This window comes from Thioclava sp. DLFJ4-1, from assembly GCF_002020145.1.
In the GTDB taxonomy this organism is placed as follows: Bacteria; Pseudomonadota; Alphaproteobacteria; order Rhodobacterales; family Rhodobacteraceae; genus Thioclava; species Thioclava sediminum.
Genome location: NZ_MPZT01000002.1, coordinates 282,249 through 295,018, shown reverse-complemented (window position 1 = coordinate 295,018; position 12,770 = coordinate 282,249). Strand labels below are relative to the sequence as shown.

Below are 12,770 nucleotides of genomic sequence, written 5' to 3'. Positions count from 1 at the left end.
TGCCGAAAAATTGCCCTCCGGATCAGAGCTTGCCAAACGAGGCCATTCAGCGCAGGTAGGGGCCAAAGGAGACCCGCGATGAAAAAGCCAGTCTGGGTGATCGAAAAGGAACGTGCCAAACGCGCTGCGGCCGCCGAGACCGTGTGGCTCTTCGGCCTGCATGCGGTGCGCGACGCGCTGCAAAACCCGATGCGCGAGCGGCTTCGGCTGGTTTGCTCCAAGAACGCCGCCGACAAACTGGCCGAGGCGATCGCGGTGTCCGGCATGGAGCCCGAGATCGTCGATGTGCGGAAGTTCGACAAATTCGTGCCGATCTCGACCGATTCCGTCCACCAGGGCGCGGCACTCGAGGTGAAGCCGCTCGATTGGGGCGCGCTGAAGGATGTCTGCTACGATGCGCGCCGCGTGGTGCTGCTCGACCGGGTGACCGATCCCCATAACGTGGGCGCGATCCTGCGCTCGGCGGAGGTCTTCGGCGCGGCCGCCGTGATCGCGCCGCATCGCCATTCCGCGCCTGAGACCGGTGCGCTTGCGAAAACCGCCTCCGGCGCGCTGGAGCGTCAGCCCTATCTGCGGGTGAAGAACCTCTCCGACGCGATGGAGGAGCTGCGCCAGATGGGCTTCCGGCTGATCGGGCTTGCGGGTGAAGCCAAGATGTCGCTCGAAGACGGGCTGTCCGAGGCGGGAATGGAACCGGTCGCGCTGGTTCTGGGCGCCGAAGGGCCGGGGCTGCGCGAGAAAACCCGTGAAACCTGCGACCGTCTGGTGCGAATCCCCTTCGCGGGCGAATTCGGGTCGCTCAACGTCTCGAATGCCGCCGCAGTGTCTCTTTACGCATCCGCAAGCCGCTGACGGTCACAAAATCGCGATTATGAGGGTATGGACCTTAAAACCAGTGAGATGCGTTCCTATCTCACTGTCAGAGGCGCAGCTTCGGAACCGCCGCGCCTCTAGTTCACTGTCCCTCGTTCCGCCACTATTGCGCCCAGCCTTTAAGGCTTGGGCGCATTTTTCTTAGAGGGCTGCGACAAAGTAGAGGTTTCAGATGCAAGACGAGATTCGCGACATTCTGGGCAAATCGAAGGTGATCGCCGTGGTCGGCATGTCCCACAAGCCGGAGCGCCCCTCCTATGGGGTCGCGCAGTTCCTGCAGTCCAAAGGCTACCGCGTGATTCCGGTCAACCCCGGCCTCGCCGGGCAGGAGTTGCTGGGCGAGACGGTCTATGCCGATCTCGGCGCAATCCCCGACGAGATCGCGGTGGATATGGTCGACGTGTTCCGTCGCTCCGAGGCAGTGCCTGAGGTCGTGGATGAGGCCTTGGCACATCTGCCGCATCTCAAGACCATCTGGATGCAGCTTGGCGTGTCTCATGACGCAGCGGCCGAGACGGCGCGCGGGCAGGGGGTCAAGGTCGTGATGAACCGCTGCCCGAAGATCGACTATCCGCGCGTGATGGCCGGCTGAGGCGGGGGCTCTGCCCCTCGGCCTGTCGGCCTCACCCCCGGGATATTTTCCAAGAGCGAAGAGGGGGGCAGCGCCCCTCAGCCCTTAACGGCTTTGACCGCCTCCAGGATCGCATCGGCGATGTAATCCAGATCGGGCTGCTTGAGGCGTGCGGGCAGGCGCGTGTCACAGGCGCGCATCAGCATCTCGCGGGTCTTCGGCAGGTCCGGTACGTCACCGAGGAACTGCCAGTTCCAGAAGGCGCGCGCGTTGTCTTGGCTGAGACCGAATACCTGAACACTGACGCCGCGGGCTTTCGCCTCTGATTGCAGCTTGCGGGCCTCCTCGTCGGACCAGTCGCCTGCAAGATTGAACTGCAGCGAATCCGGGGCGCGGGTTTCGGGGTCGAGCGGCGGAGGCACGTCGAGCCAGTCGCTCGTGTTTAACCGTTCGGCAACATAGTCGTGGTTGGCGCGGCCATCGTTCACACGGCGCTCCACTTCCGCGATCTGCGGGCGGATGACGGCGGCGGAGAGGTTCTGCATCCGGCAGTTATAAAGCGGCAGCTTGTTCTGCCAGTGATGGAAGCTGTTTTGCAGTCCCGGATGCTTCTTCCAGTTATGCTCGTAGGCGCCCGACATGATCACCGCGCGTGCGGCGAGTTCCGGATCGTCGGTCAGCAGGATGCCGCCTTCGCCCGCGTTGATCAGCTTGTAGGACTGGAAGGAGAGGCAGCCGATCTTGCCGATCGTGCCGATCTTCTTGCCATTCCAGAGCGTGCCGAGCGAATGCGCTGCGTCTTCGATCACCGGCACGTCCTTCTCGGCGGCCAGCTCCATGATCGCGTCCATGTCGGAGGTGTGGCCACGCATGTGGCTGATCATCACCGCGTCGATGCTGTCGTCGAATTTCGCGCGGAAATCGTCGAGGTCGATGCGGAAATTGGAGCCGACTTCGACCAGCACCGGCACGCAATCGGCATGGACGATGGCGGACGGGACGGCGGCGAAGGTGAAGGCCGGGACCAGCACGCGTGCCCCGCGCGGCAGGTCGAGCGCCTTCATCGACAGGAACAGCGCCTGCGAGCACGACGACACGGCGACCGCGTATTTCACGCCCATGAATTCGGCGAATTCGGCTTCCAGCTTGGCGACCGGCGCGTCTGCGGAGGTGTAGCGGAAGAGGTCTCCGCTGGTCAGGAGGCGTTCGATCTCGGCTCGGGCGGCCTCGGGGATGGCCTCGGCGTCATAGCAATTCGGGGCGGTCTGTCCGTCACGCGGCATGGCAAGATATCCTGAAACTGACTTTCAGGTTTTCTTTACACGAATGCCGCTTTTCGCGCCAATGAAGAATTCATGACCAAATTTGAGGCGGCGGCGGCTTGCCTAGATCCCCAGCTTGTCGCGCATCGAGAACCACGTCATCGCGGCGACCAGAAGCGGGCTGCGCAGGAGCGAGCCGCCCGGGAAGCCCGGCACTTTCAGCCCGGCCATCAGGTCGAAGCGCTCGGCCTGACCCGCGACGGCCTCGGCCATGATCTTGCCCGCCATCGTGCCCATCGCTACTCCATGGCCCGAGAAACCGCTGGCCGAGAGCGCGTTTTTCAAAGGCCGTGCGAAATAGGGCATCCGGGTGCGGGTGATCGCGAGCGTGCCGCCCCAAGCGTAGTCGATCTTCACATCCGCAAGGGAGGGGTAGACCTCCAGCATCGGTTTGCGCACGGTCTGCACGATGTCGGGGAACTTGTAGCCATAGCTTTCGCCGCCGCCGAAGAGCAGGCGATTGTCGTCAGAGAGCCGCCAGTAGTTCACCACGAATTTCGTATCCGCGACGGCGACGTTCTCGCGCAGCACTTCGGCCACGCGCGGCCCCAGCGGCTCTGTCGCGACGATGAAATTGTTGATCGGCATCACATGCGAGGCCACACGCGGCGCGAGGTTCCCCAGATAGCCGTTGGCCGCGAGGATCAGGTGATCGGCATCGATATGGCCGTGTTCGGTCTGCACGCGCACCGGCTCGCCGGGGCGGATGTGATGGACGAGCGAGCCTTCGTGGATCGTCACGCCCGCCTTTTCGCAGGCGAGCGCCGAGGCTTGCGCGAAGTTCAGCGGATGCAGATGCCCCGCGCCCCGGTCGATATCGCCACCCAGATAGGCCTCCGAGGGCAGGATCGCGTGCAGCGCGTCGCGCGAGAGCGGCTCCACCTGATCGTAGCTGTAATCGCGGGCCAGCCTTTCCGCCATGTGATGCGAATGCGCGACCTCGGATTGCGTCCGGCAGGCATGGGCGATGCCGGGATGGAATGTGACCGGCATCTCGTAGCGCGTGATCAGGTCGCGGATCAGCGCCTTCGCGTCTTCGCCGATGTCCCAGAGCCTGCGCGCCATCTCGGGACCGTGGGCTTTCTCCAGATCGTCCTGCTCCAGCCGCTGGCCCGAGCCGACCTGCCCGCCATTGCGTCCCGAGGCCCCGAAACCCACGCGATGGGCCTCGAGCAGCCGCACCGAATAGCCCTTCTCCGCCAGATGCAGCGCCGCCGAGAGGCCGGTAAAGCCGCCGCCCACGACGCAGACATCCGCCCGGTGGCGGCCCTTCAACTCGGGCCAGCGCCGGTCGGTCAGCGCGGTCGCTGCGTAATAGCTCGGCGCGTGCTCGCCCTTGCGGTCATTGGCGAAGAGCAGGTTCATCGGATCACACGTTCATCAGCAGATGCTCGCGCTCCCAGGGCGAGATCACCTGCAGGAATTCCTTGTATTCGTTGCGCTTCACCGCCTCGTAGACCGCGCAGAATTCCGGCCCCAGCACGTCGCGGATCGGCGCGCTCTCCGAGAACAGATCGAGCGCATCGCCCAGATTCACCGGCACGTCCTCGGCCGACATATAGGCGTCGCCCAAGCATTCGGGCTTCGGCATCTGCTTTTCCTTGAGGCCCAGATAGGCGCAAGCGAGCGAGGCGGCGAGCCCGAGATAGGGGTTGCAATCCATCCCCGCCAGACGGTTCTCGATCCGTCGCGCCGCCGGGCCCGAGATCGGCACCCGCAGACCCGTCGTGCGGTTGTCGCGCCCCCATTCGAGATTTATGGGCGCTGCGAAATCCGGCACATAGCGGCGATAGCTGTTCACGTAAGGCGCCAGCAGCGCGATCACCGCGGGCAGGTGCGTCTGAAGCCCCGCGATGCAGTGCAGGAAGGCTTCCGTCTCACCGCCATTCTCGTCCGAGAAGATGTTCTGGCCGGTCTTGGTGTCGATCACCGACTGGTGGATGTGCATGGCCGAGCCCGGCTCGCCCTCAATCGGTTTCGCCATGAAGGTGGCGAAGCAATCCTGACGCAGGGCGGCCTCGCGGATCAGCCGCTTGAAGTAGAAAATCTGATCGGCCAGTTCGACCGGGTCGCCATGCGCGAGGTTGATCTCGATCTGTCCGGCACCGCCCTCCTGCAAGATGCCGTCGATCTCGAAGCCCTGAAGCTCGGCGAAATCGTAGATATCGTCGATGACCTTGCCGTATTCATCGACCGCCGACATCGAATAGGCCTGTTTCGCCGCCGCCCGACGACCCGAGCGCCCCATCGGCGGGATGATCGGCTGGTTCGGGTCTACGTTGCGCGCGACGAGGAAGAATTCCATCTCGGGGGCGACGACGGGCGTCCACCCTTCGGCCTCATAGAGCGCGAGCACGCGCTTGAGCACGTTGCGCGGCGCGATCGGCACCGGATTGCCCTGCTGGTCCTCGACGTCGTGGATGATCTGCAAGGTCCAGTCCGCCGTCCACGGCGCGGCCGTCGCGGTCGAGAAATCGGGCGTCAGGATCATGTCCGGTTCGGTGAAAGCGCCCGAGGGGTTGTCCGTCCATTCGCCGGTGATCGTTTGCAGGAAGATCGAGTTCGGCAGGAAGAACCGATCCTGAAACTTGAATTTCGACGCGGGCATCGCCTTGCCGCGCGCGACCCCTGCGATATCGGCGACAATGCACTCCACCTCGTCGAGACGCCGACCTTCGATGTAATCGCGTGCGGCCTGCGGAATACGGTCGGTCCAGTCCTTCATGTCGCTCATCGGTCAGCTTTCCGGGTGCGCGGGCACCCTTGTCTTGAGGAAGAAATCGGCGATGCGCTCGGCAATCCGGGACGCGCCGTTGGGCTGCCCGAGCCGCGTGCGGGCGGCCTGCATCAGGTCATCGGGCACGACGCCGCGCCCGCGTGTGTCCATCAGCCCTTCCACGAATGCGTCGGGAAATTCAGGATGCGGCTGGACGGTGAAGATCGTGTCGCCATAGGCAAGCGCGGGGTAGGCGCAGAAATCATTGCCCGCGATCGGGGTCGCGCCCGGCGGCAGCTCGGTCACCTGATCCTGATGCCACGCGTTGAGCGCGATCACCTCGCCACCGAAATCGTAATCCTGCGGACCCACGGCCCAGCCGCCGGAGAATTTCTCGACCTTGCCGCCAAGCGCCTGCGCGATGATCTGATGGCCGAAACAGATACCCACCATCGGGACATTCTCGGCATGGGCGTCGCGAATGAACGTCTCGAGCGGCTTGATGAAAGGGTGATCCTCATAGGCGCCGTGGCGCGAGCCGGTGATCAACCAGCCGTCGCAGTCATGCACGTCTTTCGGGAAGTGCATATGCTCGACGTCGTAGCGTTTGAATTCGAGGCCGCGCCCGGCGAGCAGGGCTTCGAACATGTCAGGATAGTCGCCCGCCTTGTCGCGCAGAATGTCGGGGGATTGGCCGGTTTGGAGGATGCCGATACGCATGGGAGGTCCGCTCGTAAGCTCTTGTTGCCGAAGCGTAGTGCGGGGCGTGAGCGGCGGCAAGGGGGCTCCGCCCCCGGCGCGTGCCGCGCCTCCCCCGGGATATTTCTGCCAAGAGGAAGATGCGTTTCGGCTTGGTCGAAATATCCCGGGGGGAGGGCGAAAGCCCGAGGGGGCAGAGCCCCCTCGCCCTTAAGTCTTGTCGCCTACGGCGACGGGGGGCAGAGCCCCCTCTTCCTTTGGTTTTGCCGCGCTTAGCGCGAGCGGATCATCCCCATGATCTCGAGCGTCTTGCCCAGGATCGGCTGCGCGATCTCGTCGGCCCGGTTCGCGCCGTCGCCCAGGATATTGTCGATCTCGGAGGGATCGTTCATCAGCCGGGTCATCTCGTCCGAGATCGGAGCAAGCTTCGCGACCGCCAGTTCCGCCAGCGCCGGTTTGAACTTGCCGAAGCCTTCGCCGCCATATTCGCCCAGCACCTGCGTCGGCGTCATGTCGGCCAACGCCGCGTAGATGTTCACGAGGTTGCGCGCTTCCGCCCGGTCCTTGAGCCCGTCGATCTCAGACGGCAGGGGCTCGGGATCGGTCACGGCCTTGCGGATCTTCTTGGCGATCGTGTCGGCGTCATCGGTGAGGTTGATGCGGCTCGCATCCGACGGATCGGATTTCGACATCTTCTTGGTGCCGTCGCGCAAGCTCATCACGCGGGTCGCGGCGCCTTCGATCAGAGGCTCGGGGGCGGGGAAGAAATCGGTCTCGTAGTCGTGGTTGAACTTGGCCGCGATGTCGCGGGTCAGCTCCACATGCTGCTTTTGATCCTCGCCCACCGGGACCATCGTCGCATGATAGAGAAGGATATCGGCGGCCATCAGCGCGGGGTAGGCGTAGAGGCCGAGGCTGGCCTTCTCGGCGTTCTTGCCCGCCTTGTCCTTGAACTGGGTCATCCGGTTCATCCAGCCCAGACGCGCGACGCAATTGAACGCCCAGGCCAGTTCGGCATGTGCCGAGACCTGGCTCTGGTTGAACAGGATCGAGCGTTTCGGATCGACGCCCGAGGCGATGAAGGCGGCAGCCGCCTCGCGGGTGTTGCGGCGCAGCGCGTCGGGCTCCTGCCAGACCGTGATCGCGTGCAGGTCGACGAGGCAGTAGATCGTCTCGATCCCTTCGTCCTGCTTCTGGGCAAAGCGCTTGAGCGCGCCCAGATAGTTGCCCAGCGTCAGCCCGCCAGAAGGCTGGATGCCGGAGAAGATCCGCGGTTTGAAATTGGCGTTGAGGGGTTGCGCTTGCTCGCTCATCTGATGCTCCTGATCTGCGGGGGGTGGAAGCCCGCCATTGAGGATCTCCCGGGGTGGAAATCCGCTCTCCGCTCGCTTATCGCTAAAGCGCAAAGGGCGCAACTGAGCCCGCGAGCAGGAGAGCGATATGCGCGACGGCTATGACGAACACCCGATGAACCCGCTGCCGCCCGTGGTCTGGCTTCTGGCGCTGCCGATCATCGCGACGGAGCTGTTCTTCGCGATGGGCCAGTCGGGGCTGATCGGTGGGGCGCAGGCCGCGGGCTGGCGGCTCGACGCGCTGCAGAAATTCGCTTTCTCGCCGCAGGTGATGCGCGCGATGTTCGAAACCGGGCAATATCCGCCCGAGCAGATGATGCGGATTCTGACCTATCCTTTCGTGAACGCCTCGGTGACGCAGGCGATCTTCGTGCTCGTGTTCCTCCTGGCGCTGGGCAAGATGGTGGGCGAGATCTTCTCGGGACTCGCCGTGGCGGTCGTGTTCTTCGGCGCGACGATCCTTGGTGCGCTGGTCTATGCGGTGCTGCCGTTTACGCAGATCGGGCTCTATGGAGGCTATCCGGGCGATTACGGGTTGATCGGGGCCTTCACGTGGATCCTGTGGACGCGGCTGGGGCAGGAGAATGCGAACCAGCTGCGGGCGTTTTCGTTGATCGGGGCGCTGATGGGCATCCAGCTGATCTTCGCGATGATCTTCGGCGCGCGGCCCGACTGGATCGCGGATATCGTGGGCTTCGTGGCGGGCTTCGTGCTGAGCTTTTTCGTGGCGCCCGGCGGGATGCAGCGGACGTTGCAGCGGTTGCGGCGTCGGTGAAGGCTTAGGGGCGCGCCCGACCCTCCCGCGGGGAGGGCGCATTGGCGATGTCGGTGCAGGCACGGATGACACGCGGGCTTGAGAGATAAAGTGCCTAGCCACCAGCGGTTCGGCGCGCCCACCCGAGGGTCGGGCGCGGCCCTCACGCCCCGCCCGGACCGCGGCGCATCGCACCTTTCAGATCGGCCATATGCATCGCACCGATGGCGATAGCCGTGCCGAAATAGACGAGCATCCCGAACAGCACGAGCCCCAGCAGCGCCAACGCGCGCAGGCCCGGCACGGCGAACGCGCCCGGCACTGCCCAGGTCACCGCCCAGATCGCAGCGCCCATCACCAGCGCCGCGACCACGATGCGGGGCAGGCGGCGGTAGAAACGGTGATCGAAGCTCGCGGCCTCGCCCATCGGACGCGCGCCGAGCCAGAGCTGCGCGACCATCGCCCAGGCGGCGAGCGTCGTGCCGACAGCCGCCGCGAGATAGCCGATCACGAAGGACAGCCCGATCGCCAGCACCGCGTTCACCACCATCGCGACCAGCGCGTAGTTGAACGGCGTGCGGGTGTTCTCGCGGGCGAAATACAAAGGCTGCAGCACTTTCTGCAGCACGAAGGCGGGCAGGCCGAGCCCGTAGATCGCTGTGGCCCAGGCGGTGGCGATCGTGTCCTCGTGTGTGAACTGGCCGCGCTCGAACAGGACCGAGACGATGGGCTGGGCTGCCACCAGAAGCGCTACGGCGGGGCCGACGGTGAAGAGGAGCGCGAACTCGCCTGCGCGCGAGAAGGAATAGCGGCTGCCAGCCGTGTCGCCGCCGCGCAACCGGCGCGACAGGTCGGGCAGCAGCACTACGCCGATCGCGATCCCAACCACGCCCAGCGGTAGCTGATAGAGCCGGTCGGCATAGTTCAGCCACGCGATGGCGCCGTCGAAATGCGAGGCGACCTGACGGCCCACCAGAAGGTTGATCTGGACGACGCCGCCCGCCAGCATCGCCGGGATCGCGATCCGTATCAGGCGCTTCATATCCGGCGAGAGGCGCGGGCGTTTCGGGACGATCTTGAAACCCGCGCGCCATGCGGCGACCCAGACGAGCGCCAGCTGTGCCACGCCCGCGACCGGCACGGCCCAAGCTAGCGCATCGCCCACCGGCCAGCCTGCTTGATCGGCCATGAGCATCGCGATCACGAAGGTGATGTTCAGCAGGACCGGGGCGGCGGCTGCGGCGGCGAAATGCCCTGCGGCATTCAGCACGCCCGACAGAAGCGCGCTGAGCGAGATGAAGAGGATGTAGGGAAAGGCGATCCGGCCATAAGTTGTGGCGATCGTGAACCGCTCATCGCCCGCGAAGCCAGAGGCCATCGCCAGCACCAGCCACGGCATCGCCGCCGAGGCCACCAGCGTGAGAACGATCAGCACAGAGGCCAATCCCCCCATCGCCTCGCGTGCGAAGCCCTGTGCGTTCTCGCCACCCTCCAGCTTCTTCGAGAAGATCGGGATGAAGGCGGTGTTGAACGCGCCCTCCGCGAAGAAGCGGCGGAACAGGTTGGGCAGCGAGAAGGCCACGAGGAAGGCCTCGGCCACCGGACCCGCACCCAGGTAGGCCGCGATCATCATGTCGCGCGCAAAACCGAGGACGCGGCTCGCCATGGTCCAGCCGCCCACCGTGAGGAAGCCGCGCACCAGCCGGATTGGTTTCATATTAGTTGCCCGCCCGTTTCGCGCCCGACGCGATGGCGTCCATCAGCTTCTTCTCGAGCGCTTCCTGGCGAGGTTTGGAATGCAGTTTCAGGCCGAACATGTCTTTCACATAGAAGCTGTCCACGACCTGCGCGCCATAGGTGGCGATCACCGCCGAGGAGATCGAGATATTGTTCGACGCCAGCGCCCGGGTCAGGTCGTAGAGAAGGCCGGGCCGGTCGCGGGTATCGACTTCGATGATCGTGTAGATATCCGATCCTTCGTTGTCGATGGTGATATGGGTCGGGAACTTGAACTCGCGCTCACGCTTCTTGAGCTTGTCGCGATCCTTGAGCGCCTCGCGGGCGACGACCTCGCCTTTCAGCGTCTTCTCTATCATGCCGCGCAGGCGGGTCAGTTTCGACGCCTCGTAGGGGTGGCCTTCGGCATCCTGCACCCAGAAGACGGCGGTCGCATAGCCGTCCTTCGAGGTATAGGTGCGCGCGTCCACCACATTCGCGCCGACCAGCGCGAGCGCGCCGGAGAGCCGCGAGAAGATGCCGGGGTGATCGGCCAGCGCGAAGCTCACGCGGGTCGCGTCGTGATCGTCGTCGGGATGCAGGTCGATACGGATCTCGTCATCGCCCAGATCGCGCAGCAACCGCGCGAAGATCTCGTGATTGATGGTGGCGAGCGCCTGCCAATAGGGCGCGTAGTGCCGGGCCAGCTCGGCGCGGATCTGTGCCTTGTCCCAGTTGTCATCCGCCTCCAGAACCTCGCGCAAGGCACGCTTGGCCTCGTCGGTGCGCTGCTCGCGATTGACCGCTTCCAGCCCGTGCTCAAGCGCCATCGCGGTCTCGGAATGCAGCTTGCGCAGCAGCGTGGCTTTCCAGTTGTTCCAGACATTCGGGCCGACGCCGCGAATGTCGCAGACGGTCAGCACTGTCAGCAGGTCGAGCCGCTTGCGCGACTTCACGCGCTTGGCGAAATCGCGGATCGTGCGCGGGTCCGAGAGATCGCGTTTCTGCGCCACGTCGGACATCAGAAGGTGGTGGCGCACCAGCCATTCGACGGTCTCGGAATCCTCCTGATTCAGCCCCAGCCGCGGCGCGACCTTGCGGGCGATCTTCGCACCGAGGATCGAGTGATCCTCAGGTCGTCCCTTGCCGATGTCATGCACCAGCAGCGCGACATAGAGGACCTTGCGATTGATGCCTTCCTCGAGGATGTGCGACGACAGCGGCAGATCCTCGACCAGTTCGCCGCGCTCGATCTGCGCCAGCGTCGAGACGACCTGAATCGTGTGCTCGTCCACCGTGTAGCTGTGATACATGTTGAACTGCATCATCGCGACGATCGGCTCGAATTCCGGGATGAAGGCGGCCAGCACGCCCAGCTCGTTCATCCGCCGCAGCGCGCGTTCCGGGTTGCCGTGCTTTAGCAGCAGATCGAGGAAGATGCGCTGCGCCTCGCGGTTATTGCGCACCTTGTCGTCGATCAGGTCGAGATTGGCCGAGACGAGCCGCATCGCGTCGGGGTGGATCAGCATCCCCGAGCGCAGCCCTTCCTCGAACAGCCGCAGCAGGTTCACCGGATCGGAGAGGAACGCCTTCTCGTCGGCGACATTTATGCGGCCGTTCTCTTCGCAATAGGGGGCTTTCAGTTTGCGCCGCCTGCGGAAAATCCGCTGCAGCATCGGCGCGCTTTTCACGTGCTGCGCTTCGAGCTTGGTCAGGAAGATGCGGGTCACGTCGCCCACGGCGGTCGCGTGGCGGAAGTAATCCTGCATGAAGACCTCGACCGCGCGGCGGCCCGCCAGATCGCGGTAGCCCATGCGCTCGGCCACTTCGACCTGCATGTCGAAGGTCAGCTGATCCGAAGCCCGGCCCGAGATCAGATGCAGGTGGCAGCGCACCGCCCAGAGGTAATTCTCGGCCTCGTGGAAGGTCTCGTATTCCTCGGGGGAGAAGGCGCCGATCTTCATCAATTCGCGGGCGCGGCCCACGTGATGGATATATTTGCCGATCCAGTAGAGGGTCTGCAGGTCGCGCAAGCCCCCCTTGCCCTCTTTCACATTGGGTTCGAGCACGTAGCGCTGCCCGCCCTGACGGCGGTGGCGCTGCGAGCGTTCCTCCAGCTTGGCCTCGATGAACTCGGCCTCGCTGCCCTCGAAGAGATCGTGACGAAGCCGGAGCGACAGCGCCTCGGCCAGCTTCTCGTCGCCGCCCACGCAGCGATGTTCGAGAAGGGCGGTGCGGATCGTGATGTCCTCGCGCCCGAGCCGGATGCAGTCGTCGAGCGTGCGGGACGAATGCCCCACCTTCAGCTTCAGATCCCAGAGCATGTAGAGCATCGACTCGATGACGCTCTCGGCCCAGGGGGTGACCTTGTAGGGGGTGAGAAACAGCAGATCGACATCGGAATGCGGTGCCATCTCGGCCCGGCCGTAACCGCCCACGGCGAGCACCGCGAAACGCTCCGCCTCGGTGCGGATGCCGCTGGGGTGCAGACGCTGCGTCGCGATGCGCAGCACCGAGCGGACGATGCCGTCAGTCATCTGGGCATAGGCTTCGACCGTGTCGCGCGCGGCGCGCGGATGGGTCTCGAAATCGGCCTCAATCGCGGCGGCGGCGGCGCGGCGCTCCTCGGAGAGGAAGGTCACCGTCGCGGCCCGGATGTCCTTCGGGTCGCGCATGTCAGAGGTCGCTGCGTCGAGCGCCTCGAACAAACGCTGTTGATTTAGAAGGAGGGGCGCCCCGGTCGATGCCGGGGCGGGGTCTGTCATGC

At 64.8% G+C, this 12,770-nt stretch carries 10 protein-coding genes; 3 read left to right on the top strand and 7 right to left on the bottom strand.

The window, feature by feature from the left end; all coding sequences use genetic code 11:
* The first annotated feature begins 78 nt into the window (after nucleotides 1-78).
* Nucleotides 79-852, top strand: a complete 774-nt coding sequence (gene rlmB, locus BMI85_RS06425) for a 23S rRNA (guanosine(2251)-2'-O)-methyltransferase RlmB (RefSeq protein WP_078520515.1) — start codon at nucleotides 79-81, stop codon at nucleotides 850-852.
* 193 nt (nucleotides 853-1,045) lie between these two features.
* Nucleotides 1,046-1,465, top strand: a complete 420-nt coding sequence (locus BMI85_RS06420; protein WP_078600274.1) for a CoA-binding protein — start codon at nucleotides 1,046-1,048, stop codon at nucleotides 1,463-1,465.
* Nucleotides 1,466-1,542: 77 nt separating this feature from the next.
* Here BMI85_RS06420 and BMI85_RS06415 read toward each other — a convergent pair whose 3' ends face one another.
* The 5 genes from BMI85_RS06415 to trpS form a co-directional block, all read right to left on the bottom strand.
* Complete coding sequence (locus BMI85_RS06415) at nucleotides 1,543-2,727, bottom strand: aminotransferase class I/II-fold pyridoxal phosphate-dependent enzyme (RefSeq protein ID WP_078600271.1); 1,185 nt, start codon at nucleotides 2,725-2,727, stop codon at nucleotides 1,543-1,545.
* 102 nt (nucleotides 2,728-2,829) lie between these two features.
* Nucleotides 2,830-4,131, bottom strand: coding sequence for an FAD-binding oxidoreductase (locus BMI85_RS06410; RefSeq protein WP_078569918.1), 1,302 nt, complete (start codon nucleotides 4,129-4,131; stop codon nucleotides 2,830-2,832).
* A gap of 4 nt (nucleotides 4,132-4,135) precedes the next feature.
* Nucleotides 4,136-5,491 carry a glutamine synthetase family protein gene (locus BMI85_RS06405; protein WP_078520601.1) on the bottom strand — a complete coding sequence of 452 codons (1,356 nt, stop codon included), beginning with the start codon at nucleotides 5,489-5,491 and terminating at the stop codon, nucleotides 4,136-4,138.
* A 12-nt stretch (nucleotides 5,492-5,503) separates the two neighbouring features.
* Nucleotides 5,504-6,202 carry a type 1 glutamine amidotransferase gene (locus BMI85_RS06400; RefSeq protein WP_078600269.1) on the bottom strand — a complete coding sequence of 233 codons (699 nt, stop codon included), beginning with the start codon at nucleotides 6,200-6,202 and terminating at the stop codon, nucleotides 5,504-5,506.
* Between the two features lie 251 nt (nucleotides 6,203-6,453).
* A complete protein-coding gene (trpS, locus tag BMI85_RS06395) occupies nucleotides 6,454-7,494 on the bottom strand; it encodes a tryptophan--tRNA ligase (protein WP_078600267.1) in 1,041 nt (346 codons plus the stop codon).
* Nucleotides 7,495-7,621: 127 nt separating this feature from the next.
* Between trpS and BMI85_RS06390 the strand changes: the two genes are divergently transcribed.
* Nucleotides 7,622-8,308 carry a rhomboid family intramembrane serine protease gene (locus BMI85_RS06390; RefSeq protein ID WP_078600262.1) on the top strand — a complete coding sequence of 229 codons (687 nt, stop codon included), beginning with the start codon at nucleotides 7,622-7,624 and terminating at the stop codon, nucleotides 8,306-8,308.
* Nucleotides 8,309-8,450: 142 nt separating this feature from the next.
* Here BMI85_RS06390 and murJ read toward each other — a convergent pair whose 3' ends face one another.
* Nucleotides 8,451-10,004, bottom strand: a complete 1,554-nt coding sequence (gene murJ, locus BMI85_RS06385; RefSeq protein ID WP_078600260.1) for a murein biosynthesis integral membrane protein MurJ — start codon at nucleotides 10,002-10,004, stop codon at nucleotides 8,451-8,453.
* Nucleotide 10,005: 1 nt separating this feature from the next.
* Nucleotides 10,006-12,768, bottom strand: coding sequence for a [protein-PII] uridylyltransferase (locus BMI85_RS06380; RefSeq protein WP_078520600.1), 2,763 nt, complete (start codon nucleotides 12,766-12,768; stop codon nucleotides 10,006-10,008).
* Nucleotides 12,769-12,770: the final 2 nt, after the last annotated feature.

Excerpts from the sequence above, each read along its gene's own strand:
- rlmB (WP_078520515.1), top strand. The coding sequence starts at position 79 with ATGAAAAAGCCAGTCTGGGTGATCGAAAAGGAACGTGCCAAACGCGCT.
- BMI85_RS06420 (WP_078600274.1), top strand. The coding sequence starts at position 1,046 with ATGCAAGACGAGATTCGCGACATTCTGGGCAAATCGAAGGTGATCGCC.
- BMI85_RS06415 (WP_078600271.1), bottom strand. The coding sequence starts at position 2,727 with ATGCCGCGTGACGGACAGACCGCCCCGAATTGCTATGACGCCGAGGCC.
- BMI85_RS06410 (WP_078569918.1), bottom strand. The coding sequence starts at position 4,131 with ATGAACCTGCTCTTCGCCAATGACCGCAAGGGCGAGCACGCGCCGAGC.
- BMI85_RS06405 (WP_078520601.1), bottom strand. The coding sequence starts at position 5,491 with ATGAAGGACTGGACCGACCGTATTCCGCAGGCCGCACGCGATTACATC.
- BMI85_RS06400 (WP_078600269.1), bottom strand. The coding sequence starts at position 6,202 with ATGCGTATCGGCATCCTCCAAACCGGCCAATCCCCCGACATTCTGCGC.
- trpS (WP_078600267.1), bottom strand. The coding sequence starts at position 7,494 with ATGAGCGAGCAAGCGCAACCCCTCAACGCCAATTTCAAACCGCGGATC.
- BMI85_RS06390 (WP_078600262.1), top strand. The coding sequence starts at position 7,622 with ATGCGCGACGGCTATGACGAACACCCGATGAACCCGCTGCCGCCCGTG.
- murJ (WP_078600260.1), bottom strand. The coding sequence starts at position 10,004 with ATGAAACCAATCCGGCTGGTGCGCGGCTTCCTCACGGTGGGCGGCTGG.
- BMI85_RS06380 (WP_078520600.1), bottom strand. The coding sequence starts at position 12,768 with ATGACAGACCCCGCCCCGGCATCGACCGGGGCGCCCCTCCTTCTAAAT.